22 protein-coding genes are annotated in these 26,437 nt (G+C 67.3%); 11 read left to right on the top strand and 11 right to left on the bottom strand.

Annotated elements, in window-relative coordinates; genetic code table 11:
• Positions 1-76 precede the first annotated feature (76 nt).
• Complete coding sequence (locus tag ACAH01_RS13215) at positions 77-802, top strand: nucleoside phosphorylase (protein WP_372479503.1); 726 nt, start codon at positions 77-79, stop codon at positions 800-802.
• 37 nt (positions 803-839) lie between these two features.
• Positions 840-2,303 carry an HPP family protein gene (locus ACAH01_RS13210; protein WP_372479502.1) on the top strand — a complete coding sequence of 488 codons (1,464 nt, stop codon included), beginning with the start codon at positions 840-842 and terminating at the stop codon, positions 2,301-2,303.
• On the opposite strand, the gene ACAH01_RS13205 is transcribed toward ACAH01_RS13210, so the two are convergent.
• The gene (locus ACAH01_RS13205) at positions 2,300-3,487 is read right to left on the bottom strand and encodes an NAD-binding protein (protein WP_170093622.1); all 1,188 of its coding nucleotides are present in this window, start codon (positions 3,485-3,487) and stop codon (positions 2,300-2,302) included. The two genes, ACAH01_RS13210 and ACAH01_RS13205, sit on opposite strands and share 4 nt — an antisense overlap.
• Positions 3,488-3,576: 89 nt before the next feature.
• Here ACAH01_RS13205 and ACAH01_RS13200 point away from each other — a divergent pair, with 89 nt between their 5' ends.
• The 3 genes from ACAH01_RS13200 to ACAH01_RS13190 all read left to right on the top strand — a co-directional run bounded on the left by ACAH01_RS13200 (position 3,577) and on the right by ACAH01_RS13190 (position 7,711).
• On the top strand, positions 3,577-4,794 hold the full coding sequence (locus tag ACAH01_RS13200) for a potassium channel family protein (RefSeq protein ID WP_208628852.1): 1,218 nt from the start codon (positions 3,577-3,579) through the stop codon (positions 4,792-4,794).
• Positions 4,791-6,719 carry a TrkA C-terminal domain-containing protein gene (locus ACAH01_RS13195; RefSeq protein WP_372479501.1) on the top strand — a complete coding sequence of 643 codons (1,929 nt, stop codon included), beginning with the start codon at positions 4,791-4,793 and terminating at the stop codon, positions 6,717-6,719. Before ACAH01_RS13200 ends, ACAH01_RS13195 begins: the two co-directional genes overlap by 4 nt.
• Positions 6,720-6,934: 215 nt before the next feature.
• Complete coding sequence (locus ACAH01_RS13190; RefSeq protein ID WP_372479500.1) at positions 6,935-7,711, top strand: DUF1405 domain-containing protein; 777 nt, start codon at positions 6,935-6,937, stop codon at positions 7,709-7,711.
• Between the two features lie 571 nt (positions 7,712-8,282).
• On the opposite strand, the gene ACAH01_RS13185 is transcribed toward ACAH01_RS13190, so the two are convergent.
• The gene (locus ACAH01_RS13185; RefSeq protein ID WP_372479499.1) at positions 8,283-9,257 is read right to left on the bottom strand and encodes a DMT family transporter; all 975 of its coding nucleotides are present in this window, start codon (positions 9,255-9,257) and stop codon (positions 8,283-8,285) included.
• Between the two features lie 221 nt (positions 9,258-9,478).
• Here ACAH01_RS13185 and ACAH01_RS13180 point away from each other — a divergent pair, with 221 nt between their 5' ends.
• Complete coding sequence (locus ACAH01_RS13180) at positions 9,479-10,273, top strand: helix-turn-helix transcriptional regulator (RefSeq protein WP_372479498.1); 795 nt, start codon at positions 9,479-9,481, stop codon at positions 10,271-10,273.
• On the opposite strand, the gene ACAH01_RS13175 is transcribed toward ACAH01_RS13180, so the two are convergent.
• Both ACAH01_RS13175 and ACAH01_RS13170 read right to left on the bottom strand, forming a co-directional pair.
• The gene (locus ACAH01_RS13175; protein ID WP_372479497.1) at positions 10,274-11,296 is read right to left on the bottom strand and encodes a hypothetical protein; all 1,023 of its coding nucleotides are present in this window, start codon (positions 11,294-11,296) and stop codon (positions 10,274-10,276) included.
• Between the two features lie 190 nt (positions 11,297-11,486).
• Complete coding sequence (locus ACAH01_RS13170) at positions 11,487-14,216, bottom strand: valine--tRNA ligase (protein ID WP_372479496.1); 2,730 nt, start codon at positions 14,214-14,216, stop codon at positions 11,487-11,489.
• Positions 14,217-14,475: 259 nt separating this feature from the next.
• Between ACAH01_RS13170 and ACAH01_RS13165 the strand changes: the two genes are divergently transcribed.
• Complete coding sequence (locus tag ACAH01_RS13165; RefSeq protein ID WP_372479495.1) at positions 14,476-15,894, top strand: M48 family metalloprotease; 1,419 nt, start codon at positions 14,476-14,478, stop codon at positions 15,892-15,894.
• A 20-nt stretch (positions 15,895-15,914) separates the two neighbouring features.
• Here the strand turns inward: ACAH01_RS13165 and ACAH01_RS13160 are convergent, their stop codons facing one another.
• Positions 15,915-16,838 (bottom strand): DUF6293 family protein, encoded by a 924-nt coding sequence (locus ACAH01_RS13160; RefSeq protein ID WP_372479494.1) that lies wholly within the window; start codon positions 16,836-16,838, stop codon positions 15,915-15,917.
• A 94-nt stretch (positions 16,839-16,932) separates the two neighbouring features.
• Between ACAH01_RS13160 and ACAH01_RS13155 the strand changes: the two genes are divergently transcribed.
• Entirely contained in the window at positions 16,933-17,580 is a 648-nt protein-coding gene (locus ACAH01_RS13155; protein ID WP_170093630.1) for a helix-turn-helix domain-containing protein, read from the top strand.
• A 59-nt stretch (positions 17,581-17,639) separates the two neighbouring features.
• Positions 17,640-18,956 (top strand): cytochrome P450, encoded by a 1,317-nt coding sequence (locus ACAH01_RS13150; protein WP_372479493.1) that lies wholly within the window; start codon positions 17,640-17,642, stop codon positions 18,954-18,956.
• Positions 18,957-19,071: 115 nt separating this feature from the next.
• Here the strand turns inward: ACAH01_RS13150 and ACAH01_RS13145 are convergent, their stop codons facing one another.
• The 4 genes from ACAH01_RS13145 to ACAH01_RS13130 all read right to left on the bottom strand — a co-directional run bounded on the left by ACAH01_RS13145 (position 19,072) and on the right by ACAH01_RS13130 (position 22,202).
• A complete protein-coding gene (locus ACAH01_RS13145; protein WP_208628861.1) occupies positions 19,072-19,641 on the bottom strand; it encodes a type IV pilin in 570 nt (189 codons plus the stop codon).
• A gap of 117 nt (positions 19,642-19,758) precedes the next feature.
• Positions 19,759-20,139 (bottom strand): DUF2892 domain-containing protein, encoded by a 381-nt coding sequence (locus tag ACAH01_RS13140; RefSeq protein WP_372479492.1) that lies wholly within the window; start codon positions 20,137-20,139, stop codon positions 19,759-19,761.
• A 223-nt stretch (positions 20,140-20,362) separates the two neighbouring features.
• A complete protein-coding gene (locus ACAH01_RS13135) occupies positions 20,363-21,937 on the bottom strand; it encodes a sodium:solute symporter (RefSeq protein ID WP_372479491.1) in 1,575 nt (524 codons plus the stop codon).
• A complete protein-coding gene (locus ACAH01_RS13130; protein ID WP_372479490.1) occupies positions 21,930-22,202 on the bottom strand; it encodes a DUF3311 domain-containing protein in 273 nt (90 codons plus the stop codon). Before ACAH01_RS13130 ends, ACAH01_RS13135 begins: the two co-directional genes overlap by 8 nt.
• A 190-nt stretch (positions 22,203-22,392) precedes the next feature.
• On the opposite strand from ACAH01_RS13130, the gene ACAH01_RS13125 reads away from it, so the two are divergent.
• On the top strand, positions 22,393-23,130 hold the full coding sequence (locus ACAH01_RS13125) for a sugar phosphate isomerase/epimerase family protein (protein WP_372479489.1): 738 nt from the start codon (positions 22,393-22,395) through the stop codon (positions 23,128-23,130).
• 113 nt (positions 23,131-23,243) lie between these two features.
• Positions 23,244-24,572: a DNA primase DnaG gene (gene dnaG, locus ACAH01_RS13120; protein WP_372479487.1), complete on the top strand. Its 1,329-nt coding sequence runs from the start codon at positions 23,244-23,246 to the stop codon at positions 24,570-24,572.
• On the opposite strand, the gene ACAH01_RS13115 is transcribed toward dnaG, so the two are convergent.
• Both ACAH01_RS13115 and ACAH01_RS13110 read right to left on the bottom strand, forming a co-directional pair.
• Positions 24,573-24,983: a GNAT family N-acetyltransferase gene (locus ACAH01_RS13115; protein ID WP_372479486.1), complete on the bottom strand. Its 411-nt coding sequence runs from the start codon at positions 24,981-24,983 to the stop codon at positions 24,573-24,575.
• Positions 24,980-26,326 carry a TIGR00297 family protein gene (locus ACAH01_RS13110; protein WP_372479485.1) on the bottom strand — a complete coding sequence of 449 codons (1,347 nt, stop codon included), beginning with the start codon at positions 26,324-26,326 and terminating at the stop codon, positions 24,980-24,982. The genes ACAH01_RS13115 and ACAH01_RS13110 overlap by 4 nt, the downstream gene beginning before the upstream one ends.
• Positions 26,327-26,437 lie beyond the last annotated feature (111 nt).

The raw sequence follows: 26,437 nt of genomic DNA, 5'->3' as shown, positions 1-26,437 counted from the left end.
CATACTCACAGACATTATCTGTTTGGGTCGAGCCGAAGCACGGCTATTTTAGTCGCTGTCGTCCCTCCCGACAGACATGGCAAAGCAACCCCACCTGCTCGTCGAGGACGGCGATCTGAGCGACATCGCGCTCGTTCCCGGCGATCCGGGCCGCGTCGACCGGATCGCCGCCCAGTGTGACGAGGCGACGACGGTCGCCCGGAACCGCGAGTACAAGGTCGTCAACGCGACCTACGACGGTCGGGAACTGACGATCTGTTCGACCGGCATCGGCTCGCCGTCGGCGGCGATCGCGATCGAGGAACTCCACGCCGTCGGAGTCGAGACGGTCATCCGGGTCGGCACGACGGGCGCGCTCCAGTCCGGCATCGAGATCGGGGACATGGTCGTCGCCACGGGAGCAGCCAAAGACGAGGGGACGACCGAGCGATACGAGGCCGAGACGGTGCCGGCCGTGCCCGACTACGCGGTGCTGTCGGCGCTGGTCGAGGCCGCCGAGGCCAACGACGAGTCCGTCCACGTCGGTCCGATCGCGACGGACGACGCCTTCTACGCCGAGACCGACGAGTACGTCGCGGCGTGGGAAGCGGCGGGCCTGCTGGCCGTCGAGATGGAGGCCGCCGCGCTGTTCTCGCTGGCCCGGCGCAAGGGGATGGCCGCTGGCGCGATCTGTACGGTCGACGGCAACCTCGTCGAGGGGACCCAGAAAGGCGAGACCGACGACGAGGAACTGCCCGAGAAGGCGAAGAACAACGTCGAGCGAGCGATCACGCTGGCACTGGAGACGGCCGCGTCGCTGTAGCCGACACGCTCATGTCGGCGGCGCGGCAGTGACCGATATGCGCGACCGCCTCGGGCGGGCGATTCGGACGACCGTCGAGCGAGTCCGCGGGCTCCAGCGCCGCGAGCGCCACGAGTTTCGCGCCTGGCTGGAGCGGACGTCGACGATTGTCCACCTCTCCGTGCTGGTCTTCGTCCCGCTGTCGATCGGGCTGGTCACCTACCTCTCGAACACGCTCGAGGCGCTCTCTTTCCTGCTGTTCCCGCCGCTGGCCTCCGGTGCGTACACGCTCTTTGCCAACCCGGACGGCGAGTACGCGAACCCCGCGCAGTTCGTCGGCGGGCTGACGATCGGCGCAGGCTGTGGCTGGGCCGGCCTGGCCGTCTCGAACCGGGTGGTCGGTGCGGCGGCGACATTGGAAGTGACGGCCGTCTCCGCTGCCCTGGCCGTGTTGCTCGTCGGTGCGGCCACGTGGTCGATCGGCCTCGAAGAGCCGGCGGCGTACTCGACGGCGCTGCTTGGGTTGCTCGTCCCCTCGGGCCAGCAACCGGCCTTTCTCGGGAGCGTCTTCGTCGCGAGCCTGCTCGTCGCGAGCGTCTTCGTCGTCTGGCGACGGGAGTTCTACGAACAGCGCGCGACGGTGCTGTACCAGTCGGTCAAGGGCGACGATCACGTCCTCGTCCCGATGTACGGCGAGCAGGCGGACGCGACGGCGATGCTGGGCGGCGAGATCGCCAGCGCGCACGACGCGGGCAAGGTGGTGTTGCTCGACGTGGTCGACGACGAACAGCTGGCACGCGCCGAACGAGGCCTGCTGGACGAACACGAGGCCGGCGACTCGGCCGCCGCTGGGTCGGACTCCGAAGAGGCGTTGTGGGACGCCGTCGACCGGTCGGCCGTCGCCGACACGGTCGGCCGACTGGAGACGCGGGCCCACCGCATCGAGACGGCCGCCGGTGTTCCCTGTGAGGTCGTCGTCGCCGTCGAGAGCGGGTCGCTGGGCCGGACGATCCTCGCGACGGCGACCGAGACGAACTGCGATCTCGTCGCCGCTCCCTACGCCAAGCACCGCGGTCGGCTCGCCCCGTTCGTCCACGAACTGTTCCGGAGCGACGTGGACGTGCTGGTCCACCGCTCGGCCGACGGCGCGACTCAGTGGGGGCGGGCACTGGTCCCCGTCCGGCGGGCCAGCGACGTGGCCCACAGCATGATCGACTTCGCGCTCCGGCTCACCGGGGCCACGGGCGAGGTCGCCGTCTGTACCTGTATCGGTCCGTCGGACAACCGGCGACGCGCCGAGTCGATGCTGTCGAACCTCGCGAACGGCTTCACGGCACCCATCGAAACGCGCGTCGCCAGACAGGACATCGTCCCCTTCCTGCGCCGGACGGCACCCGCCTACGATCTCGTCCTCATCGGTGCCAGCCGCGACCGAAGCGCCGCTTCTCGGTTCGTCGCGCCGCCGACCTTCGAGAGCATCGCCGAGATGGACACCGACGTGGCCATCGTGGACCGCGGCTAGAGTTCGTCGTCGAGAATCCGGTCCGCGAGTGACTCGGAGTCTTCGTCACCGAGCGCCGACTCGACCAGCAGGTGACCGCCGATGGCTGCGGGACTGATCACCACGTCCGCGCCCGCTCGCTTGAGCTTCGCGACGTTCTCGCGGTCGGTCGCGGCGGCGACGATCCGGACACTGGGGTTGAGCTGTCTGGCCGTCAGGATCGCCAGCGCGTCCTGTGCGTCGTCGTTGGTCGCCGCCATCACCGCCTGGGCGCGTTCGATACCGGCCCGATGCAGCGGCTCCTCGTCGCTGGGATCGGCCGTCAACACCGGGATGTCCCGGTGTTGGAGCGTCGCGGCGTCGTCCGGGTCGCTCGTCACGACCACGAACTCGACCGCACCGGACAGTTCGTCGAGAATCGGTTCGCTGAGGTCGCCGTAGCCAAGGACCAGTACGTGGTCTTCGAGCAAGTCGAGTTGTGATTCGGTCATGGTTCCGAGTGCCTTCGTGATGCGGCTCTGGATCGCTGGCCCCAACACCGACCCCAGCGCCAGCGCGAAACTGGACGTGCCGAGTACGACCACCGACATGGTGAACAGCTTCGCGGCCTGAGACTGGGGGTCGGGAGAGATGTCGCCGTAGCCGACGGTACTCGAGGTAACGATGGCGAAGTACAGTGCGTCGGTCAGCGTCGAGACGCCGTCGAACTGCTCGCGTAGCGCGTACGTACCGGTGGTGATGTACACTTGCCCACCGATTAGTGCCGCGATCGCGGCCTGCTGGGTCGTCGAGACGTCGAGCGCCCGGTCGAACAGCCGTCGGTTGATCAGCACTGCCGGCAGCGCGAGGATCGAGAGGACGACCAGCGGGAGCGAGACCGGCAAATCGGTCCCCAGGTACGGCAGGTCGACGACCCCCTGTAGCAACCCCTGGACGGCCGACAGCGGCAACAACAGGACCGTCGCGTACCAGCCTGCACGATACCGTCGCCGCAGCCCGGTGACGGCAAAGAGGAGCAGAAAGCCCGTGAGTGCGCCGGTGAATCCGACCGTCTGGCTCACGACCGTCGGGAGATGCTCGGCGAGGGGTCCCGAGGGACGCCGTGCGCTGATGTTCGCCACCCCCGTCACGAACGAGAGCGCGGCGACGAGCGTCGGCAACAGCAGGACCGCGCGCACGCCGAGCACGTCGCGAACGTCGTCCATACCACGTTGCTCGCGTCGGCGCGAGTAAAGCTTGTCTTCTCTCCGCCCCCGCCGATACGACTATAGAACAGGAGCGACAGGGCTGTGACATGGCTTCCTTTCCCGTCGAAGTGCTGCTTGGCATCTATCTGGGGCTGCTCGTCGGGATCATCCCGGCGCTGGTCTCGTGGGCGATGGCGTTCTCGTTTCGCTACTTCGCTGGCGTGACGGTCCCAGCCTTCGGCGTCGCCGTCCTCGCGATCGCGCTGGCGGGGGTCAACGGTGGGCTGCTCGCACTGGCCGATCAGTCGATCACCGCCAGCCCGAACGCCGAGCGGATCGTCGTCGCGATCCTCGTCGTCAGCATGGCGTCGATGTACGCCCACAGCAAGGGCGACTCGATGGGAGCGGCGTTCCCGAAACGGCTCACGCTCACGTCGCTCCGGAATCGCACGCTCTCGAAAGACGTGGTCGACTTCGTCGGCGGCGCGGGCGAGGTCCGGATCCACGTCGTCGGCGAGGTGGCGGACATGGAGGGGTATCCGCCCCTGCCCGAACCGCTCCGCGCCGAGATCCGTGGCGGCGAGTGGACGTTTCCCGCCGACCTCCGGCTCGACGAACTCGAACAGCGGCTGGCCGAGCGGCTCAAGACGGAGTTCGACCTCGGCGACGTGTCGGTCACCGTCGACGAGCGCGGTCGGGCGACCGTCGTCGCAGCGCCGCCCTTCTCCGGGCTCTCGAAGCGGATCGAGGACGGCCGCCACGCGGTGTCGGTCGACGCCCTGCTCCCGACCGGGCTCGCACGCGGCGACGAGGTGACGCTGCTGACGACCGACGCACAGGTCCGCGGGACCGTCGTCAGCGCTCGCTCCGGGAGTTCCGAATCGGTCGCCGTCCCGGAGCAACCGGCGGTCGAAGACGGCGAGGAGCTGCCGGCCCCGGTGCAAGCACCGACCACCGACGGCGGCGAGGGCCGGCTCACGGCCGCCGTCCGCCGCACCGACGCCCAGCCGCTCTTGCGTGCCGACCGGGCGAAGGTCGTCGTCGAGTCTCGGGGCACCCGTCGGGAGTACGAACTCGTCTCGCTCCTGCGGCGTTCGGACATGCGATTCCGGCGAGTGACACCACACAGCGGCCAGCCACTCGACGGCGTGACGATCGGCGAGGCGGCCCTCCGAGAGCGCTACGACGTGGCCGTCTTCGCCGTGAGGAAACCCGGCGGCTGGCGGATCGCGCCAGAGGACACGACGGAGCTCGTGGCCGGTGAACAGCTGTTCGTCGTCGGGACGCGGTCCGACCTCGACGCCTTCGAGGAGGCGGTCGCGTGACTCTCCAGCTCGCAAGCGGCGTGACGGGAGCCCTCGTCGACACGGCCGCACGGATCGCCGGGACGGCGGTGCTCGCCGGCTTCCTCGCGGCGGCGGTCGCGCTGTTCTACCGGTGGTACGTCCGCGAGCGGGTGCCGGCCGGACTGGCGTTGCTGGTCGGGCTCTCCGGCGTCGCCGCCGTCGCCGGTGCGACTTCGCTGCTGGCCCAGCAGCTCGTGCCGGGCGGTGCCGAGCCGGACGCCCTCGCGGCACTGCTCAACGTCGTCACGTTCCTCGTCGGCGGCCTCGGCGCGTACGCCGGCATGCGAGTCGGTGACGTACTCGGGATCGACCTGTTTGCGGCGACGGGGGGCAACGGGATCGACGGCGAGGTCAGCCAACTCGTCAAGGCCGTCGGTCGCGTCATCGCCGTCGAGATCCCCGAGGAGATCGACGACGTGGTGGGCTACGATCCGGTCGCGGCCGCGACCCGGGAGACGCTGGCCGGTCGGACGTTCCTCTTCCCGCGGCGGCTCACGCAGGCGGAGCTGCGCGAGCGGTTCGTCTCGCGGCTGAAGACCGACTACGGCGTCGGCCACGTCGACGTGGAGTTCGACGAGACCGGCGCTATCGAGTACCTCGCGCTGGGCTCGCGGGCCGCCGGGATCGGCCCGACGCTCCCGCCGGCCACCAACGCCGTCGCGATCCGGGCCGACCCGGCAAACGCCGCCAGCGCGGGCGATCTCGTCCAGGTCTGGGAGACCGATCCCCCGCGGCGCGTGCTCACGGGAGAGTTGCGCGGCGTCGCCGACGAGATCGTCACGGTCGCCATCGACGCCGCGGACACGCCCAAACTCGACCCCACGAGCCGGTACAAGCTCGTGACGCTGCCGGTCCAGGACCGGCCAGACCGGGAGTTCGCGTCACTCCTCCGGGCCGCCGACGAGACCCTCGCCACGGTCACCGTCGCGCCGGGTTCCTCGATCGACGGCGCGCCCGTGGGTTCGCTGTCGGTCACCGTCGCTGCCGTCACCCGCGACGACGAGCAGCCGGTCCCGCTCCCGGCACGAGACCGCGTTCTCAGGGCTGGCGACGTACTCTACGCCATCGCGACGCCGGACGCGCTCCGGAAGCTGGAGGCTGCCACCGCGGCCCCCGAGGGCACGGTCGCGGAGCCGGCTGACCAGAGGGACGACGAGCCGGCGACGGCCGCCGAGGACGCAGCCGACTCGGAATCCGCGGCGGGCGACCGCAGACCAGCGGACCACCAGTCCGAGCAGTCTGACGGCGAGCGACGAGCGGACGCATCCGACGGGCAACCGGACGCCGGAGACGAGGAGGTGGGCGACGACAGCGAGGCCGGCGCGTCGACCACAGAGGACGAGGCCGACGCGTCGGGCGACGACACCGAGGACGGCGCGTCGACCACAGAGAGCGAGGCCGACGCGTCGGGCGACGACGCAGACGACGCCGACCTCTCTGGGGACGCGTTCCCCGACAGCGACGAGCTCCCGGGCATCGATCCCGAGGACGCGACGGCGGCACCGTCCGACGACGGCGACGACGAGACCGAGGCGATCCCCGACACCGCCGCGTTTCCCGACACCGACGACCTCCCCGGATCGGAGCTGACAGACGAGGGAGACGCGCGAGCGGATCGGGAGGACGACGGGGACGGAACCGACGACGCGACAGCACAGAGCGCGCCGTCGGACGAGGACGACGCGGAGGGCGATTTCGCCGACCTGCTCGACACCGATGTCGGCACGGGGACGGACGATCTGGACGATCTCCTCGACGAGGGCACCGACGAGACGGTCGAGTTCGACGACGAAACGGCGGACGGACCGGGGGCGGACGACCTGGACGATCTCCTCGACGAAGACTCCGACGAGGACTCCGACGAGGGCACCGACGAAACGGACGACCGCGACCGGACCAGCTGATACTACCGGCTGTAAATCTGTGACCGATTTCGCCACCCCGGGGTGGCGAAGCTCTTCACGAAGTTACAGCCGGTAGTATGAGACGGAGCGTCGGCGCTTCCCGGTCGGTCGTCACGGTGGAGACGACCGCCGCTCGATCGCGGCGACCGTCCGCGTGACCGACAGTGGCCGACCCAACCGCTACCGTTATTTCTCGGCCGCCGTAGAGCACTGACATGGCTGGGCACGACGGCGTCGGGCGGCGACTCGAACGACTGGTCGGGCGCTACTTCGGCGTGACGCTGCCAGACACCGAGGGACTGCCCCGGTACGTCGCACCGCTGCCCGACTGGCTCGAAGATATCGGGTTGCGACTGGCCTGGCCGATCGCGCTGGTCAACCTCGTCGGCACGCTCTTTGGGTTCTGGTACTACGCGGGTCGGCCGCTGAACCTCGCGCCGCCCCTCGTCGAGGGACAGCTCGGCGCTGCACCGGCACTGGCCTACCCGCTGATCCCCGACTCGCCCGTCGCGACGATGTTCATCGGGCTCTCGCTCGTGGCCTGGCGACTGGACTACGACGCCGACTGGCTCCACATGCTGGCGTTCTTCGGCTGCCTGAAGCTCGGGCTGTGGACGCCCTACGTCCAGCTCGTGATCAACGGTCCCGCAGGGATCCCGCTGTGGCTCTACTGGTTCCTCGTCGCGAGCCACCTGGCCATGGCCGTCGAAGCCTTCCTGATCCACCGCTACGCGTCGTTCTCGGTGCCGGCCGTCGCCGTCGCGCTGGGCTGGTACGGGTTCAACGACGTGGTAGACTACTTCGTCACAATCTTGGGCGGGCCACACCACACCTGGCTGCGAGCGGAGTCCGCCGTCGGTGGGTTCGACCACACGCTCCCGGCCCACGATCTGGCCGCCGGCTGGGCGGTGGTGCTGACGTTCGTCGCCGTCTTCCTCGCACTGGCGACGCGGGTCGAGAAGCTCAAACGCCGCGAGCCCGTCGCGGAGTGAGACTGCGAGAAGCGAACGCCGCCGTCCTCATACTGCCGGCTGTCACTTCGTGACGAGCTTCGCCACCCCGGTGTGGCGAAATCGGTCACAGATGTACAGCCGGGAGTATCAGGCCGCGCCGACGGCGGCCGCGACGAAGGCCCATCGGGTGCCGCTGCGGGTTTCGGTCTCTTTCTGTGCTGCACGGTGCTGGTCGCGTCGGTGTTGCCAGTTCATCGTAGCCGAATGGAGGGGCCGTACACGCATGAATGTTTCGAGAGATTGATACAATTGTCGTGAACGTCAGTTACAATTAGCGCGTCTGAAAAGCACGGACAGCCGGTCCACTCACTCCCGGGTACCGAAAGAGGTAACTGAGCTGTCTGCTAGAATCGTGGTGCCATACGGCACGGACGGCGACGGACGACGCCGCCGAACTCGCGCGGCGCGTGGCGATGGCCGACACTTCGCGCAGATCGGGAACGTCCACGGACCGAACGCCACTGCCGTCATACGGACGGTTGTAGACGTTCACCCAGTCGATCACACACCGCCGTGCGGTCGATCTCGTAGCGATCCACAACCGTCCGTATCAGTCGGACTCGAAGCCGTTGGGCTCGGTTCGGACCGGGGTATCGCTCGCCCGGAGGCCGGGAACGCGGCGGCGGATCGCCGTCGAGTCGACGGACTCGCTCCCGAGCACGGCGAAGCCGGCGAAGATCGTCAGGAAGCCGGCGACGGCGGTCGGTGCGATCGTCTCGTCGAGCAGTGCCCACCCGCCCAGCGTCGCGACGACGGGGACGACGTAGAACACGAGGTTCGCACGGATCGGCCCGGCCGTGTCCAGGAGTTCGAAGTAGGCGATGTAGGCGATCGCACCGGCGAAGACCCCGACGTAGCCAAGCGCCAGCAGTGCCTCGCCGCTCCAGGTGATCGCGCCGACTGATTCGCCGGCAGCACGGCTCAGGGCGTGCGTGAGGCCCGCACCCAGGGGAAGTCCCCAGGCAGTGCGGACGCTGCTGGACAAGCTTCCGTCGGCCCAGCGGATGAGCACGCTGCCAAGCGCGCCGCTGACCGCACCGGCGAAGAGGATCGCCTTACCGAACCCACCGGCGAGGAGGTTCGCCGGGTCGGGGCTGACGACCAGTCCGACACCGAGCAGGCCGAGGATCATCCCGGCGCTACCCCGAGCCGAGAGCCGGTCGTCGGCCAACAGGACTGCCGCGAACACCGGCGTCAGGATCGGGTTCAGGCTGAAGACGATCGAACCGACGGCGCTGGTGGCGTACTGCTGGCCGACGAACAGGAGCGCGTTGGTCAGCCCGATCGCGAAGATCCCGGTGGCGACGATGCCCAGCACGTCGCCGCGAGTGCGCGGCAGGAGTCCCTCGCGGGGCGTCGTCGCGACGGCGTAGCCGATCAGGACGACCGACGCCACGTCGAAGCGCAGGGCGACGAACAGCAGGGGCGGGAAGTAGTCAAGTCCCGCCTTCGCGGCGACGAACGTCCCCCCGAAGAGGACGCTCGCGACCGCGAACAACACGAGCGTTCGGCGGCTACCGTTCACTCGCCGCTCACCCCGTCGGGGCCCCAGCCTGCGGCGGTGCCGATACGATATCGCTGTGCGTCGAGACGAGTCATACTCGAACGGAGGGTCTGCAAGCGCATGAACTACGTTCGAAAATCGAAGCCGCTGTGCAAGGCCCGACTCCCGACCGGCGACCCCCGCCCCGTGAAAATATTTCACGCTGCGAAAGCGGTTTACACCGGCGAGTGCGAACGAGACGTATGGAGGCTGCGCTGTCGGAGATCGAGTTTCTCGCACTCTCTGAGAACCGAGTCTCGGTGCTCGCCCTGCTCGCGAGCGAGCGCCACACCCGCCGGGAACTGGCCGACGAGACCGGCGCATCACAGGCGACCCTGGGTCGCATCCTTGGCGACTTCGAGGACCGGTCCTGGGTCCGGCGCGAGAGCGGCGGCTACGTCGCCACCGCGACGGGCGAACTCGTCGCGGCGGGCTTTACCGACCTGCTGTCGACGCTGGACACGGAGCGAGCCCTGCGACCGATCGTCGAACACCTCCCGACCGACGCGATGACGTTCGACCTCCGGCGGCTGGCCGACGCCACGATCACGACTCCCAGCGGGACCCGCCCCAACGCGCCCGTCCAGCGGGTCCTCGACATGATCGAAACCGCCGCGGACGTGCGTGTCTTCTCACACGCGTTCAACGAGCAGAGCCTCACCGTCGTCCAGGAACGCACCGCCGCCGACCAACAGACGTTTCGCGGCGTGTTCTCCCGGAGCGCGATCGAAGCCCTCGCGGAGGATTCGACGCTGCGCGAGCGACTGCTCGCACTCGTCGCGACCGACGGCGTCGAGATCAGGCTCGCACGCGACGAGCTGCCACTGGCCGTGACCGTCGCAGACGGGACGGTCCACCTGCTCGTACGCGACGACAACGGCGTCCTGCAGGCATCGATCGACGCCGACGACCCCGCGGTGCTGTCGTGGGCCGACGAGACCTTCGAGCGGTACTGGACGGCGGCCGACCCCCTCGATCGAACGGAGTTCGCCGAGTGATTAGCCGGCTTCGACGCTACCCCGACTCGGCGTGCCGGAGACAGACACGTCGGCGGGCGTGTAGACGAGCGTGTCGTCGTCGTCCCGGACGCTGAGCCCCTCCACCAGTAGGTTACCGTTCTGAGTCTGGAGCGTCGCCGTCGCCGCACCCTTCGCGTCGATCGTCGCAAATCGAAGGAGCAGCGATCCGCTGGCGGAGAGGGTCACGTCACGCTTCGAGCGTAGCTGTGCGTAATCGGCGGCCATCTGCCCACCGGCGTCGATCTGTATCCCCTTGTTGCTCTCGATCTCCCCGCCGATAGTCACGGCCCCGGTCGCATCCAGGGACACCCGCTTGTTCGATCTGAGCGTCGCGTTCTGGATCAGAATCTCTCTCGCCTCGATCGACACCCGCTGTCCCCGTGCGTCGATGGTGCCCGCGTCTTTGATCGCGAGCCGAACGCTCCTGTTCTCGAAGTTCTCCAGGTCCTGGACGGAGTACGTCTCCTCGCCCTCGTCGTACTCACCGTCGCCGTCCGCGTCGTCGAACGCCGGCCGATCGCTCGGTCGTCCGCCGCCACCACCGGGACAGTCGTACGCCACGTCGACGGTCAGCAGCGCGTTCTGTATCGTCACGCCGTCACCGGCCGCCTCGGCCACGTGGACCTGTAACTGGGCCGTTCCGCTTTGGCCGTTCGGCTTGCACTTGACCGCGATATCCGTTCCGACACCGGGATCCAGATTCGTCGTCGTTCCGGCGGTGACGACGGTCAGAGCGCCCCCGTCGCCGTCGACCGAGACGCTGTACGCCGTGTTCAGCGCTTCACCGGCGTTGTTGCGCAGCGTCGCGACCGTCGTCTCGCTGGGGTTCGTGACGGTCGTCCCGGTCGGTTCGAGTGCCAGCAGCGCCGAGCCGTCGGGTGCCGTTCCCACCGAGACGCCCCGGTCGGCACCGGCGGTCGTGAGACCGACCGTCGGAGCCAGACCGACCACTACGCCCGCGACGACCAGCACGACGGCGACCGTTCTGAGTACTCGTAACACTGACTACCACCCCGTTTTCGCGTGTCCCACGACCCGCGACGAGCGGGCCACACACCGCCCAGCACCCAGCTGCAGCGGTCGTTCGTTGTCTGTTTACCGGTCCGCTGACGGATAATATTTCTGGGCGCTGGATCGACACGTCTGGCCGACCGCCGGGAACGGGGCCCGCCGAGACGGCTGTCGCTCCCGACTACCCGACGATGACGACCGCGGTCTCGGTCTCGATCATCTCGCCGTCGCCGGAGTAAGTGCGGGCTTCCTCGATCTCGAACATCTCCGCGTCGAGGGTGACGCCAGCGACGTGGAGTCGACCGTCTTCGATCTCGTAGTCGCCCTGTGCGATGCCGGCCTCGATGTCGCCGACCTGGTTGCCGTACTCCGGTCCGACGATCGAGTAGTCGAGGTCGATGTCGCTGATCTCCGTCGTGATGTCGGGGGCGTCCGCGAGCAGTTCGAGGTCTGCGACGTGCATGGCCTCGGCGACGGCGTCTGCCAGCCCCTCGACGTGGCCGTACACCTGGACGTGGTCGAGGTCTGCGTTCAGTGGCAGACCGTTGTCCGTCTTGTACGTCCGCAGCGCCGAGATGACCTCCATCGCCGTCTCGCCGGCTTCGAGGTCGGCGTCGTAGCCGCCGGGGGTCGGCCAGTCGGTCGTGTGGATGGAGGTGTCGCCCCCGGCGAGGCCGGCCCCGTCGGCCGACTCGTCGGTACGGTAGATCCGGTCCCACAGCTCCTCGGTGATGTGGGGGAGGAACGGTGCGAACAGCTTGAGGAAAGTGCGGTGGGCGCGGGTCAGCGCGAACTCCGTCGAGGCGCTGCCCTCGCCGGAGAGGCGCTGCTTTGCGATCTCCAGGTAGTCGTCACAGAAGCTGTTCCAGAAGAACGACCGGAGTTCGTTGCGCGCCTTCGAGAACTCGTAGGCCTCGAAGCGGTCCGTCACCGACTCGACCGTAGCGTCCAGTTCTGCGAGGAACCACTCGTCGATGGGCGCGAGATCGCTCTCGTCGACGGGCTCGACGGCCGCCGGGGCCGGCGTGAGCTGTTCGACCAGCCGCGAGGCGTTCCAGAGCTTCTGGAGCAGGCGCTCGCCGGCTTCGAGGTCGCCTTCCTTGTACGGGAAGTCGTCGCCGATGGAGGTGCCGGCGGCCCAGTAGCGTGTCGCGTCGACCGGGAACTCTTCGAGCACGTCGCTCGGGGGGATGACGTTGCCCTTCGACTTGGACATCGCCTCGCGGTTCTCGTCCAGCACCATCCCGTTGATCATCACGTTGTCGAATGGCACCTCGCCGGTGTGTTCGTAGCACTTGACGACGGTGTGGAACAGCCAGAACGAGATGATGTCGTGGCCCTGCGGGCGCAGGTCGAACGAGTAGAGCTCGGGATTTTCCATACTGAACGCTTCGGCGTCGGCGTCCCAGTCCCATCCAGCGTTGACCAGCGGCGTCAGCGACGAGGTCGCCCACGTGTCGAACACGTCTTCTTCCGGCCGCAGGTCGTCGTGGCCACATTCGGGGCAGGCGTCGACGGGCGCGTCGTCCGAGAGTGGGTCGACGGGGAGGTCGGCCTTGTTCGCGAAGACTGGTTCGCCGCAGTCCTCGCAGTACCACACCGGAATCGGGATTCCCGAGTCCCGCTGGCGGGAGATACACCAGTCCCACTCCAGTCCCTCGATCCAGTGCTCGTAGCGGCTGAACATCTTCTCGGGGTGCCAGTCCATCTGGCGGCCCGCTTCGAGGTACTCGTCGGTCCTGTCGAGCATCTCGACGTACCACTGCTCGGTGACGAGATACTCCACCTCCGTCTCACAGCGCTCGTGGACCTGCACCGTGTGATCGTGATCGCGCTGTTCGAGCAGGTACTCCTCGGCGTCGAGATCGGCGAGGATGGCGTCGCGTGCGTCGCGGGTGCTCTGGCCCTGGTAGTCGCCGGCCACGTCGGTCATCGTCCCGGACTCGTCGATGGCGATCCGCAGCGGGAGGTCGTGTGCCTGGTACCACTCGATGTCGGTCTGGTCGCCGAAGGTACAGCACATGACGACGCCGCTGCCGGTCTCCAGATCGACGCGGTCGTCCTCGATGATCGGCACTTCGTGACCGAACAGCGGGACGCGTGCGGTGCCGCCGACGAGGTGCTGGTTGGCGTCGTCGTCGGGGTGGACGAAAATCGACACACAGGCCGGCAACAGCTCCGGGCGGGTCGTCGAGATCGTCAGCGTCTCGTCGTCGTCGGCGTCTCCAGTGCCGTCCTCGACCAGCGGGAACGCGATGTCGTTGAACAGCGTCTCCTGGTGTTCGTCCTCCTGTTCGACCTGCGAGATCGCCGTCTCGCAGTCGGGACACCAGATCGTCGGCGCGCGCTGGCGGTACTCCCGGCCCTTCTCGTAGAGGTCGATAAAGGACAGCTGCGAGACTCGCTGGACGCGGGGCTCGATGGTCTTGTAGGTGTTGTCCCAGTCGACCGAGATCGCCAGCGACTGCACGTCCTCGGTGAACTCGGCCTCGTAGCTCTCACAGACCTCCCGACACTTCTCCTGGAACACCCGCCGCTCGAAGTCCTGGTGGCGAATGCCCTTCTCGCGCTCGGTCAGGCGCTCGGAGGCGATGCCGTTGTCGTCGTAGCCAAAGGGGAAGTAGACGGTGTCGTCGGCCATCCGGTGGTAGCGGGCCACGAAGTCCTGTAGCGTGAACTGGTAGAGGTGGCCCATGTGGAGGTTGCCCGACACCGTCGGCGGCGGCGTGTCGATGCTGAAGCGGGTGTCCGGGTCGACGGTCTCTCCGGCGTCCGGTTCGTCGTACGCGTAGGTCTCCGCTTCGACCCAGTGGTCCTGCCACCGGGGCTCGACGGCGTCGGGATCGTACTCTCCCTCGATCCCCTGTTGCTCTGCTGGCGGTTCGTCGGTCGCGTCCTGTGTGTCACTCATGGGTTCTGTCGGTCGCTGTCGGCGTGGTCGGAAAGCGGTGCGAGCGTCGAGCGGAGTGAGTTAGTGGGGCGTAGCCGCCCCTACTACGGGCCGGAGAACGAGCGCAGTGGGTGCTCGACGCATCATCTATTCAGGATTAGTCGAGAGGGGGCGTTAACGACTTCGATTTCTGATGCCGGAAGGATACACACAGCTATCGGAACCCATCTGTTTCAACACACCAGTAGTTTCAATACTGTTTGTTCGGGAGTGAATTGTAATGGTCGGTCGTACGTCGACAGCCGCTGTACTTGGTCTGTTGCTGCTCGGGGCGGTGGTTCCGCTGGTGAGTGGTGCCACCGAAGAACTGACGCCGCGAGCGGATCGGACGGCAGTCGAGGTTGATTCGAGCGGAACCGACGCGGTGACGCGTGAACTTTCGAGCGGACAGGCACACCGTGTCCAGTCCAGCGTCGAAGCAAGCGGCCAGATTCTCGATCGACTCCGTGTCCCGGGCGTCCTGATGCTGTTCGCTGTCCTTGTCTTCTGCACGATTGGCTCTGTCGTCACCGTTCTCGTGTCTATCCACGAGCTGGCAGACGCCGACGCGCCGGTGACCGATCGGGTTCAGGCGATTCGGCAGGCCCACAGCGGTACTGTCCTCGTATTCCCGGTCTTCGCTGTGCTGAGTGCTCACTGGCTGGGCGCTCTCGACGTGGTGTCCATCGTCTCGCAGGCAGTACTACCAGTTGAATCGCTGGGCGCTTGGTGGCGAGTTACGAAGTGGTTCGTTGCACTCGGACCGTTCGCTGGCCTGCCGTGGCTGGCGATCACGCTCGTGACCAGACCAAAGATCCAGAGCCTTCTGGGTGGCGAATATCAGTGGCACAAAGTGGCCACTGACTGGGCGAAAGAAGTGACGTTGAAAGCCGGCTGGTTCTGGCTGGTCGGAGCAGTCCTGCTGACGTTCGCCTCACAGATTCTCGCGTCACCGATCGTCGGCGGCATACTGGTCGGCCTTTTGACCGTATTCTGGCAATCGATCTCACCGCTGTTGATCTTGCTATTCAACGACGCCCGACCGTTGACCGGCGAGGAGCGAGAATCCGTAATCGGGCTCTTTCGAGAAAAAGGCCTGTCAGTACGAGGACTCTACCGGCTCGATACCGAGGACACTGTCGTGGCACAAGGTCTCATCGCTGGACTATTCGGGAACCACTGGATCTTCCTGACAGACGATATCGTCGACGAGTTCTCTCCCGAGCAGGTCGCTGCGGTCGTCGCACACGAACTCGGGCACGCGGCCCACCGACACCACCTCAAACGAGCAGCGTTCGCGGTCGTGTACTGGTTCCTCGTGTTCTGGCTCTACGCGAACGTGATTCAGATTGTCTGGCTGCTGGTTTTCTCGGTCGTCGTCTACTGGCAGTTCGGTCTGGGCTGGGTCGGGATCCGTCAGGAGTTCGAAGCGGACGCCTACGCAGCGACACTCACGAGTCCAACAGCGATGCAAGACGCGCTGCAGTCGATTGCAACGGTGAACGCGATGCCCAACGAGACTGGGACGACACACGAACTCACAAGTAAACACCCATCGATCGAGCGCCGTCTCGACCGTCTCGACGAGCTGGCTGAAGACGAGCAACGGTCGTCGAGGAAGCGCGGACAATCGGATCAGCCGGGATCGACTACGGAGTGACGTGAGGGGGCTCGATTCAGCTACTGTTCTCGGTCCCCGTGGGCTCGCACCCACAGCTCCCCGATCCGCGACAGGCGCGTTCGGTACGACTTCCCGTGTTCCTCCTGTTCGATGTAGCCTTTCCCGCCGGGGCCGAGCCGGTCGACGTTGTAGATCACCTTCGAGCGGAAGCTGTCGGTGTACTCCTCGCCCATGTCCCGGGCCAGTGCCTGGGCCAGTTCGGAGACGGACTCGAACTCGCCGTGTTCGCCGAGCGTAAAGAGGATCACTTCCTCGAAGGGCTTGACGTTCGAGAAGGAGGCGACGGGCAACTCGACGACGTGACTGCCGTCGATCTCTTTGGCACCGATAGTGGTCCCGCGCTCGTCGAACTCGTCGAGCAGATCCCGCGCCGAGTCGAGGCGGGCCGTGACCCGCTCTCGGAGTTCCTCGTCGTTCTCGTCGGACGCGATCCCGTCGACCTCGGCTTTCAGCTCCTCCAGCAGGTCGTTCTGGCGGCGTAGCTCCTCGGCCAGTTCCGTTTCGAGGTACTTCTCGGGGACGGTGTAGTAGGTGTGGATGCGGTCCCGGTCGCCCTCGCGTTCGACCATGATCGAGTGCGACGCCGTCGCGAAGGCAAAGGAGACGGTCCGGGGCATCGCGGAGATGTTGACCCACACCTCGTTGCCCTCGTCGAGTTCGGCGTTGATGAGCTCGAAGGCCTGTTCGAAGGCGGCGTCGTAGTCGTACACGTCCTCGATGACGAACCGCTCGGTGGTCGCGCCCAGCAGGTTCTGGTAGTCCGTCTCCAGTTTCTCGGCGAGGTGCTGGGAGTACTCGACGTTGGCCTCGCTGCCGACGGCTCCTTCCAACAGGATGACGTGGTCCACGTCCAGTTGCTCGCGCACCAGCGGCGCGATCAGCCGGTCGTAGTCGAACCCGACCGGGACGATGTGGGTCTGCATGTCCCGGGCTACTCGTGTCGGAGGCAAAAGAGTAGCCTCTCGCGTGTGTCGGGGCGGTCGACAGTGTCTTTTGCTGGCCGACGCGACCACCGATATGCGGTATCTGACACTCACGTTTCCGCGGTCGCCCTCCTCGGAGCGCCAGGACGCGTTGGTGCCGGGCCTCGACGTCGATCACGGGACGATCTGTAACATGAACTACTTCCACGACGACACGCTCGTCGAGCTGTGCCGGCTGGAAGCCACCCGTAGCAGCGTCGTCAGCGATCTCGAAGCGTGGGACGACGCCATCTCCTACGACGTGTTCGACACCGACGACGGTGATCTGTACGTCTTCATTCACTCCCGGCCGAGTGCGGAGCTGGCAGAGTTGCTCCGAATCGTCGAGCGCCACCGGCTGCTCGTCGAGTTGCCGATCGAACTCGAAGCCGAGAGCGTGACGGTCCGCGTCGCAGGTGGGTCCGAGGCACTCCACGACGCGATGGCGGACCTTCCCGCCGACGTGACGGCCGACGTACAGATCGAGCAGCTGGGCACCTACGATCCGGAGGTCGACGCCGCACGGTCGGCGCTGACCGATCGCCAGCGGGCCGTCCTCGATGCAGCCGTCGACGTGGGCTACTACGCGACGCCACGGACCGCGACGATCGAAGACGTCGCGGCTGCCGTCGGCTGTGCGGAGAGCACCGCCTCGGAGCACCTGCGCAAGATCGAGGCGCGGTTGCTTCCACGACTGACTTAAACGGCCAGCCTTCGCCCGCAGTACACCGATTGACACTGGCCCCATATATTCGGGATACAATGGCAACGACGAACCACACCGACACGCCACCCGGACCCAGCGGCTACCCGATCGTCGGCAGCACCTTCGAGTTCGCCGACGACCGCCTCCGATTCGTCACCGACACGGCCGAGGAGTACGGGCCGGTTGCTTCCTTCGAGGTCGCTGGAACTACGATCTACCAGATCAGCGACCCCGAACTCGTCGAACAGGTCCTCGTCCAGAACAACCAGTCCTACATCAAAGGCGAACTGTTTCAGGAGGCACTGGGTGACGCGCTGGGCGAGGGACTGCTCACCAGCGAGGGCAGTGCCTGGCGCGACCAGCGCCACCGAGTCCAACCGGCCTTCCACCCGCAGATGCTGGAGGCGTACTCCGAGCAGATGACCGACGGTATCGAGCGACTGCTCGACTCGTGGTCCGACGGTGAGACGCGCAACGTACACGAGGATATGATGCATCTCACCGTCGAGATCGCTGCCGATGCACTGTTCGACGTGGACATTCGCGACGAACAGGCGGCCATCAGCGACGCGCTCGAAGCGGTGATGGACTACGCCGAACGGCCGTACCACGCCCCCGACTGGGTTCCGACGCCGGAGAACCGCCGCTATCGGGACGCCCTCGAGACGCTCGACGACGTCGCCGACCGGATCGTCGAGAAGCACGAGGCAGACGGCGGCGACGACGTCGTCTCGATGCTCCTCGCCGCACAGGGTGAAGACATCACGCGCGAACGCGTCCGCGACGAGATCGTGACGATCCTCCTCGCCGGACACGAGACCACCGCGCTGACGCTGACCTACGCGTTGTACCTCCTCGGGCGCAACGCCGAGCAGCGCGAGCGGTTGCAGGCGGAACTGGACGACGTGCTCGGTGGACGGCTCCCCACGATGGGCGATCTCGACGATCTTCCGTACACCGAGCAGACGATCAAGGAGAGTATGCGACGCTATCCGCCGGTCTGGGAACTGGTCAGGGAAGCCACCGAACCCGACACGCTCGGTGACTACGAGATTCCCGCAGGAACGACGGTCACGATGCACCCCTGGGTGATCCACCACGACGATCGCATCTACGACGAGCCGCTGTCGTTCCGCCCGGAGCGCTGGAGCGGGGAGTTCGAGCGGTCGATCCCGAAGTTCGGGTACTTCCCCTTCGGGGGCGGCCCCCGTCGCTGTATCGGCGACCGGTTCGCCATGCTCGAAGCCCGTCTCGTCCTGGCGACCGTCGCACAGGACTGGACCGTCGAACCCCACGACGACCTCTCCTTTGCCCCGTCGATCACGCTCCGTCCGGACGGGCCAGTCGAGATGACCGTCCACCGCCGGGACTGATACGACCGGCTGTACATCTGTGAACGATTTTGCCACCCCGGGTGGCGAATCTCGTGAAACAGTGACAGCCGGCAGTGTGAGACGGAGTCAGGACCCGTCGCCGGAGTGCAAAGCGTCACTGGCTCGTCGCGGTCAACGTCTTCGTGATCGGAACCGACGCCGTCGGCGTGTGAACGACGCGGACGGTGATCTCTTCGCCTTCCTCGATCGTACAGTCCGTATCGGGGATGCGGAACGCGATCTGATCGCTGGCCGTGTACTCCGATCCGTGGATCGCGTTCTCGTCGGGCGTGCCGCCGCTGTTGTACGACCGCTCGTCGAAGATGTCGTCGCCCTCGATGTTGCCGGGACCGATCGCCTTGCCGCTGTACCGGTCGACGGGGAGGTTCACCAGCCGCCCCTTCTTGCCGCAGGCGTCGGTCGCGTCGACGGCGACCTCCATCTCGGGGACCGGGATCCTGTCGCCCGCGACGTGAGTGAGCCGGACGATACCGTTGCCGTCACCCACGGTGTTCGCTTCGAGCGTGCCACTGGACTGGCCGACGACGGGTCCCGGCTTGGTCGTCTCCTCGGCGAACCCGAGCGCGAACACCGAGACGGTCGCGGCCAGGATCACGACGACCGCGACCAACAGGACGTTCGCCACGACCGGTGAAACGGCACGATCGGATCGAGACGACCCCATAGTCGGTAGTTCTGTAGAGCTAACACAAAAAATCCCGTCTCCGGTTATCGATCGTGAGTCCGAACTACCAGAACGACTGTACTTCGTCGACTGTCCGTCTGTGAAGCGTCTGCGAACTCAGTGACAGCGATCGTGGACGATCTCGCCGCTCTCGTCGGGGCCGCGACGTTCGCCGGGGACGATCGGCTCGCCACAGTCGGCACAGGTGAGTCCGCCGTCCTCGGACGCGTCCTCGACGACAGTCTCCGTGTCCTCGCCTCGCAGTTCGTCGATGTCGAGGCTGACCTCGTCGCCGGTCGTATCGACGCCGAGCGCGTCGTTGAGCCCACAGTACTTCGTCGTGGCGTTGAAGCCAAAGGCCAGTGCGCCGATTCCGGCGAGCAGACCGCGCAGTCGCTTGCCGTTCCGGAGCGAGCGAAGCGCTGCGACACTCAGCACGACCGCCAGTAGCGCGCGTACGATCCGATCACGGCCGCCAACGTTGTCCGTTGAACCCATACTCGTATCGTCGGGTTCGACGCTCTTGTATCTTCACCTATGGGTCTCGGACGACCGGTCGTCATACTGCCGGCAGTACGTCTGTCACGAATTTTGCGACCCCGTAGTCGCGAATCGCTTGCTACTACCGGCTGTACATCTGTGACCGATTTCGCCACCCTGGGGTGGCGAAGCTCGTCACGAAGTTCCAGCCGGCAGTATGAAACAGTGACAGCTGGCAGTATCAGTCGCCGTCGACGCCCGAGACGCTGTACAGGCTGGCGTCCTCGCCGGGGGACGCACTCGTCACGAGCGAGACGCCGACGGTCAGGGCCAGTCCCAGCGCCATGCAGACGACGCTGGCCGACCAGCCCCCAAGGTAGCTCTGGGGCACACCCGAGAGGAAGACGCTGGCGAGGTAGAACAGCTGCGAGCCGCCGATGCCGGCGTACATCCCCCAGCGAGTCGTCCGGGACCAGTACAGCGCGACGATCACCGGGAGGGCGAGCTGGGCGAACCCGCCGAAGGCGGTGTCGCCGATCTGGACGAGCGTCCCCGGCGCGGAGAGACTGGCGACGAACGAGAGCGTCGCGAAGACGACGACCCCCCCGCGTGCGAGCAGCGCCTCGCGGTCCTGGTCTGATCGAAGCAGGCGGCCGATCGAGACGGCCAGCCCGAGCAGCGAGCGGCGGACGCGACCGACCAGCGACGCGCGGGCCGGCAGCGTCGGCTCCTCGTCTGCGAGGTCGGTCACCGGTCGGTAGAGGTCGCGGGTGAGATACGACGCGCCCGAGAGCAGCATCGAGTCGCTGGAGGACATCATCGCGGCCAGGGCCGCGGCGACGACGGCCGCCGTGAACCACCCGGCGGTGTACTCGTTGAGCACCGCGGGAATCACGTTGCCGTTCTCCGGGACGGTGACGCCCAGGCCGGCGGCCCACGCGCCGAGCATGAACGCGGGGACGAACAGCAGGATCACCAGCACGGGCCACAGCGCCAGCGTCCGCTTGAGCACTTTCTGGGAGCGGGCGACGAAGAACCGTTGGTTGATCTGGGGGAACATCGTCACGCCGAACGCGATGGAGATCGCCGTCGAGAGGATGTACTCCGGCGTGTACAGGCCCCCGCCCAGTGCGAGGAACTCGGGGTCGGTCTCGGCGAGACGCGCCGTCGCGGCCGACGGGCCGCCGACCGCCGAGAGGATCCAGGCAACGGCCGCCCAGATGAGTCCGAGCATGACGATGCCCTGGAGCGTGTCGGTCCAGGCGACTCCGCGCATCCCCGAGACGGCGACGTAGACGATCATAAAGAGCGTGATGCCGCCGGCACCGACCCAGAACGGGACCGCGCCGTCGGTCAGCCCGACGATCGCCTGCCCGGCACCCTTCTGCTGGAGCATCACGTAGGGAAAGAGCCAGAAGAGACTGATCGCCGCCACGAGCCCGCGGAGGAGACGCGAACCGAAGCGATCGCCCAGCATCTCCCCGAGCGTGACGTAGCCGTGGCGCTGGCCGACGAGCCACTGCTTGTACCCCAGCACGTACCAGAGGACGGCGAAGATGATCCCGTCCATCAACCCCATCACCAGCAGCCACTCGGGGCCCTGCGCGAAGGTGAGGTTGGGGCCGCCGAAGAAGGTAAACGCCGACAGCAGCGTCGCGAACGTCGTGAACAACAGGACGACCGTGCCGAAGGTCCGGCTGGCGAGGTAGTAGTCCTCCGCCGTGCGGTCGGTCAGGCGGTAGGCGACGACGCCGATAGCCGCCGCCAGCACCATGTAGCCGCCGACGATGCCCAACTGGATCGCCGTGTCAGTCATCGCGACTCACCTCCGCCGTCTCGGTCGCCGCTGGATCCGCGCTCTCGACGCCGACGCCCCACCCGTAGCGCGTGAACGCGTAGAAGGCGACCGACGCCAGCCCCATCCAGCCGACGTGCCACCATACCCACAGCGGCAGGCCGGCGACGACGGTGCTGTCTCGCCAGAGGAACCAGGGGACCGCCAGTGCCGCCACTGTGAGCGCGGCGAGTGCCCACCCGAGCGCTTCGAAGCGACTGCGTGTCCAGTTCGAGGCGTCCCACATCGTTGTACTGGCTTACAACTGGACCAACATATGTATGACGCCTCTTCAATAGTCCGAGGTGAAGAGAAATACTGTTCGACATGCCGTCGTGGCGGTGACGGAATCGGCCGGCGACGATCGCAGTCGGGGCGGACGAGTTCGGTCGAAACGTGGCCGTAGCTATTTGAGGACACGTCCGCAACGCCGACGCATGCAGACCGCAATCCAGCTGTACACGCTCCGCGAGATCGACGAGTCGATCCTCGACGTGCTCGCCCGCGTCGGCGACGCCGGGTTCGACGGCGTCGAGTTCGCCTATCGCGTCGACGAGGAGCCCGCCGCAGCGATCCGACAGGCCCTCGAAGACGCCGGTCTCGTCGCCTCGTCGGCACACGTCGGGATCGAGGCCCTCGAAGACGACCTCGACGGCGTCGTCGAGACCGCCGAGGCGCTGGGGTACGAGGACATCGTCGTGCCGTGGCTCGATCCCGACCAGTTCGAGACGGTCGAGGCGGTCGAGGCGACGGCCGACCGGCTCTCGGACCTGGCCGGAGCGGTCGCGGACCGCGGGATGCAACTACACTACCACAACCACGACCAGGAGTTCGTCGAGACCGACGAGGGCGTGGCCTTCGATCTACTCGTCGACCGGTCCAGCGACGACCTCGCGTTCGAGGTCGACGCCGGGTGGGCGCTGTACGGCGGTGCGGATCCCGTCGCTCTCCTCGAACGATACGCCGACCGCATCTCGCTGGTCCACTTCAAGGACGTTCACCTCGACAGCGAGGCCGCGCCCCCACTGGGCGAGGGCGACCTCGACGTCGAGGCCGTCGCGAGGGCCGCCCGAGAGATCGACACCGAGTGGGCCGTCTTCGAGAACGACGACCCCGACGATCCCGTGACGGCGCTGGCAAACGGCGCGGACGTACTCTCCGGCGCAGTCCGGTAGACGGGGCCGACACCTAGCCCGACGGGGACCGGTCGGCAGCTATTTCAGGCGGCCAATCGAACGTCTTTTCGACACGAATACCGGGTCGGTTCCCCGGCAACTGGAATCCAGGAATGCAGGACTCTACGAAATATCTCATCCACGCAGACTTTACCGCGAACGGCGTCGTCGAGCGCAACGACGTCGTCGGCGCAGTCTTCGGACAGACCGAAGGGCTGCTCGGCGACGAGCTCGACCTCCGGGAGCTACAGGAGGGGTCGAAAGTCGGGCGCGTCGACGTCGAAGTGACCTCGGAAGGGGGACAGTCTTTCGGCGAGATCACGATCGCGAGCGGACTCGACCGCGTCGAGACGGCGATCCTCGCGGCGTCGCTGGAGACGATCGAGCGGGTCGGACCGTGCCGTGCGACCGTCACCGTCACCGACCTCGAAGACGTTCGGCACGCGAAGCGCCGCGAGGTCGTCGAACGAGCCACGGAGCTGCTCGCAGACTTCGAGGCCGAGGCGATCACCTCCCACGACATCGTCGAAGAGGTCCGCCAGCGCCTCCGCGTCGAGGACATCACCGAGTACGAGGGACTGCCCGCCGGCCCACGCGTCGCCGAGAGCGACGCCATCATCGTCGTCGAGGGGCGAGCCGACGTGCTCCAGTTGCTCCAGTTCGGCATCAAAAACGCCGTCGCCGTCGAGGGGACGGACGTGCCCGAGGCGATCGCCGACCTGAGCCGCGAGCGGACCGTCACCGCGTTCCTCGACGGCGACCGCGGCGGCGAGTTGATCCTGAAGGAGCTGGCACAGGTCGGTGCGGTCGATCACGTCGCCTTCGCGCCGGCCGGCACGTGCGTCGAGGACCTCTCGCGCTCACAGATTCTCGCGGCGCTACGGGACAAGGTCCCCTACGAGGCCGTCGACGAGGGGAGCCCGGCCCCGGTCGCGGCGACGCCGGACGCGTCCGGGGACGAGCCACGCGCGGTCACCTCCGGCGGCCGAGACGTCGACGCCGAGGTCGGGACCGCCGACGCGGCGTCGGCCTCGTCCGAGGCGGTCGAACCCGTGAGCCCCGAGGCCGACGGCCAACCGTCGCCAGAGGCCGCCGAGCGCTCACCCGGCGAGCCCGACGACGGCGGCGGGGACGCAAGCGACGACGCGTCGCCGTCGACGGTGGCGGCACACGCACAGGCGGTCGTCACCGAAGGCACCGGGACCGTCCGGCTACTCGACGACGAGGCGAGCGTCCTCCGGGCGGGTCCCGCGAGCGAGGCGTTCGCGCTCGTCGAGGCGGCCGATCCGGTTCCGACGGTGGTCGTCCTCGACGACATGCTCTCCCAGCGACTCCTCGACGTGGCGGCCCAGCGGGGCGTCGAGGAGATCGTCGCCCGACAGAGAGGCGAGTTCGTCAAACAGCCGACGGCGGTCCGCGTGCGGACGATCGAGGACCTGTAGCTACCGCTCGAACACCAGGCCGTCGGCGTCGTCGTAGTGGTCCGGTATCTCCTCGACGACGGTGAACCCGAACCCCCGGTAGAACGCTTGGACGCGCTCGGCGTCGGCCCGCGCGGTGAGTCGCACCGTGTCGATTCCGTGCTCGGCCAGTCGCTCCAGCAGCGCCCGCATCAGACGGCTCCCGTTGCCCTCGCCCTGTCTGTCGGGCGCGATCGCGAACTCCGCGACGTAGGCGACCCCGTCGTCGGGGACGACGAGCGCGTAGCCGATGGGTTCGTCGACGGTCAGAACCAGGACCAGCGACGGCTCGCCGAGCGACAGCTCCAGTAGCTCCGGCCACGGGTCCGACAGCGTCGCGGCCTGAATGCGGCGCAGTTGGGGCCAGTCGTCGGGCTGGCCCTCGCGGATCATAGCACGAACTGGAAGGCGAGTCCGCCGGCCACCGCCGCCGCCAGCGTGGCCAGCAGGTTCACGCTCTGGTTGCCGACCGTCTCGCCCTCGATCGTCGCCCCGAGGAGGCTGTCGACCAGCATGCCGAGGAAGCCGGCACCGAGGATCACGAGCGCGCCGACGGCTCCGATGTCCGCGAACAGGCCGCCAGCGATGCCGGCGACGATGCCCGAGCCGACCAGCCCGGCGACGGCACCCTGCCAGGTCACGCCGCCGTCGGTGCCGGGTTCGACGCGCCGAAGCGTCGTGATCAGCCGCGGATTGTCGTAGAGGCCGCCGAACTCGCTGGAGAAGGTGTCGCTCATCGCGGCGGCGACCGCGCCCGCGAAGGCGTACAGCAGCAACATCGGATCGATGCCGGTGTGGCTCGGGCTCGCCGCCGCGGCGAGGACGGCCACGAGCGCGACGATGGAGTTCGCCAGGACGTTGCCGCTGCCCCGAGCACCCTCGTTTTCCTCCGCGATGCCGCGGTCGAGCTTCTCGTCGTAGCGGAACTTCGTCGCCAGACCACCGAGACCGAAGAAGGTGATGAGCATGGCGAACCACCGGAAGTCACCGAGGACGATCGTCAGGAGGCCGAGGAAGACGCCGGTGAGCATCCCCGGCAGCGACGCCGTATCGAGCGCGTAGGAGACGTAGCCGAGGACGACCGTCACGCCCAGCGCGAGAGCGATACGCCCCGCCGTCACGTCGTGCAGGGGGAGATCGGAGAACAGCCACAGCAACAGTCCGATCGAAAACAACACCAGCGGGTCGTCACGCTCGAACAGGACTGCACGCAACAGTGCGGCCAGCAGCGCGCCGCTGACCGCGTAGAAGGCAAGCAGCGCGAGGAACTGGCTCGTCAGCGCTCGGCCGGCCAGCATCGCCGAGACGGCACTCCCGGCGGTCGCCGCCAGGAACCCCGCCGTCACGAACCCGGCAGTCGCGGCCACTGCATCGGCGGTCACGCGCTCGACCAGCCGCGTGCCGAGATTCCCACCGGCAAGCACGAACACGCTGGCGACGAACACCCACATCGGGAGCCCGAACTGGAGGGCGAGCAGCGAGAGCCCGGCGATCGAGAGGGCGAAGCCAGCGAGCCCGTACAGGGTCTGGTCCTCGCGGTCGCCCGGCCTGGCGAACAGCTCGAACAGCGGACCGCCGTCGACGACGGTCAGTGCGAGCGCCGCGATCCCCACGAACGGAGCGATCGCGAGCGCCGTCGCCAGCCACGGTGGTTCGACGCCGTCGACGAGTGGCACGAGGAGCGCCACGGCCCCGACCAGCGCGAACCCGACGGCCCGCCGGACAGCAGATGTCACGTCACGCTGGTACCGTAGAGAGGCACTTACCCTTTCCGAACTCGGCGACTGGCCGTCGGATAGCGGGCGACGGGCGACCACTACGTGAGTCTCGCCGATCCGAAGAATTAC

It is taken from the genome of Halomicrobium sp. HM KBTZ05 (assembly GCF_041530035.1).
GTDB lineage: Archaea > Halobacteriota > Halobacteria > Halobacteriales > Haloarculaceae > Halomicrobium.
The sequence above is the reverse complement of the archived record's forward strand: the minus strand, read 5'-3'. Positions and strand labels throughout refer to the sequence as shown.

Bases quoted from the DNA above. Each gene is read 5' to 3' on its own strand.
- ACAH01_RS13150 (WP_372479493.1), top strand. From the start codon at position 17,640: ATGGCAACGACGAACCACACCGACACGCCACCCGGACCCAGCGGCTAC.
- ACAH01_RS13160 (WP_372479494.1), bottom strand. From the start codon at position 16,838: ATGCAGACCCACATCGTCCCGGTCGGGTTCGACTACGACCGGCTGATC.
- ACAH01_RS13140 (WP_372479492.1), bottom strand. From the start codon at position 20,139: ATGGGTTCAACGGACAACGTTGGCGGCCGTGATCGGATCGTACGCGCG.
- ACAH01_RS13170 (WP_372479496.1), bottom strand. From the start codon at position 14,216: ATGAGTGACACACAGGACGCGACCGACGAACCGCCAGCAGAGCAACAG.
- ACAH01_RS13215 (WP_372479503.1), top strand. From the start codon at position 77: ATGGCAAAGCAACCCCACCTGCTCGTCGAGGACGGCGATCTGAGCGAC.
- ACAH01_RS13130 (WP_372479490.1), bottom strand. From the start codon at position 22,202: ATGTGGGACGCCTCGAACTGGACACGCAGTCGCTTCGAAGCGCTCGGG.
- ACAH01_RS13125 (WP_372479489.1), top strand. From the start codon at position 22,393: ATGCAGACCGCAATCCAGCTGTACACGCTCCGCGAGATCGACGAGTCG.
- ACAH01_RS13190 (WP_372479500.1), top strand. From the start codon at position 6,935: ATGGCTGGGCACGACGGCGTCGGGCGGCGACTCGAACGACTGGTCGGG.
- ACAH01_RS13205 (WP_170093622.1), bottom strand. From the start codon at position 3,487: ATGGACGACGTTCGCGACGTGCTCGGCGTGCGCGCGGTCCTGCTGTTG.
- ACAH01_RS13165 (WP_372479495.1), top strand. From the start codon at position 14,476: ATGGTCGGTCGTACGTCGACAGCCGCTGTACTTGGTCTGTTGCTGCTC.
- ACAH01_RS13115 (WP_372479486.1), bottom strand. From the start codon at position 24,983: ATGATCCGCGAGGGCCAGCCCGACGACTGGCCCCAACTGCGCCGCATT.
- ACAH01_RS13155 (WP_170093630.1), top strand. From the start codon at position 16,933: ATGCGGTATCTGACACTCACGTTTCCGCGGTCGCCCTCCTCGGAGCGC.
- dnaG (WP_372479487.1), top strand. From the start codon at position 23,244: ATGCAGGACTCTACGAAATATCTCATCCACGCAGACTTTACCGCGAAC.
- ACAH01_RS13180 (WP_372479498.1), top strand. From the start codon at position 9,479: ATGGAGGCTGCGCTGTCGGAGATCGAGTTTCTCGCACTCTCTGAGAAC.
- ACAH01_RS13145 (WP_208628861.1), bottom strand. From the start codon at position 19,641: ATGGGGTCGTCTCGATCCGATCGTGCCGTTTCACCGGTCGTGGCGAAC.
- ACAH01_RS13200 (WP_208628852.1), top strand. From the start codon at position 3,577: ATGGCTTCCTTTCCCGTCGAAGTGCTGCTTGGCATCTATCTGGGGCTG.
- ACAH01_RS13135 (WP_372479491.1), bottom strand. From the start codon at position 21,937: ATGACTGACACGGCGATCCAGTTGGGCATCGTCGGCGGCTACATGGTG.
- ACAH01_RS13210 (WP_372479502.1), top strand. From the start codon at position 840: ATGCGCGACCGCCTCGGGCGGGCGATTCGGACGACCGTCGAGCGAGTC.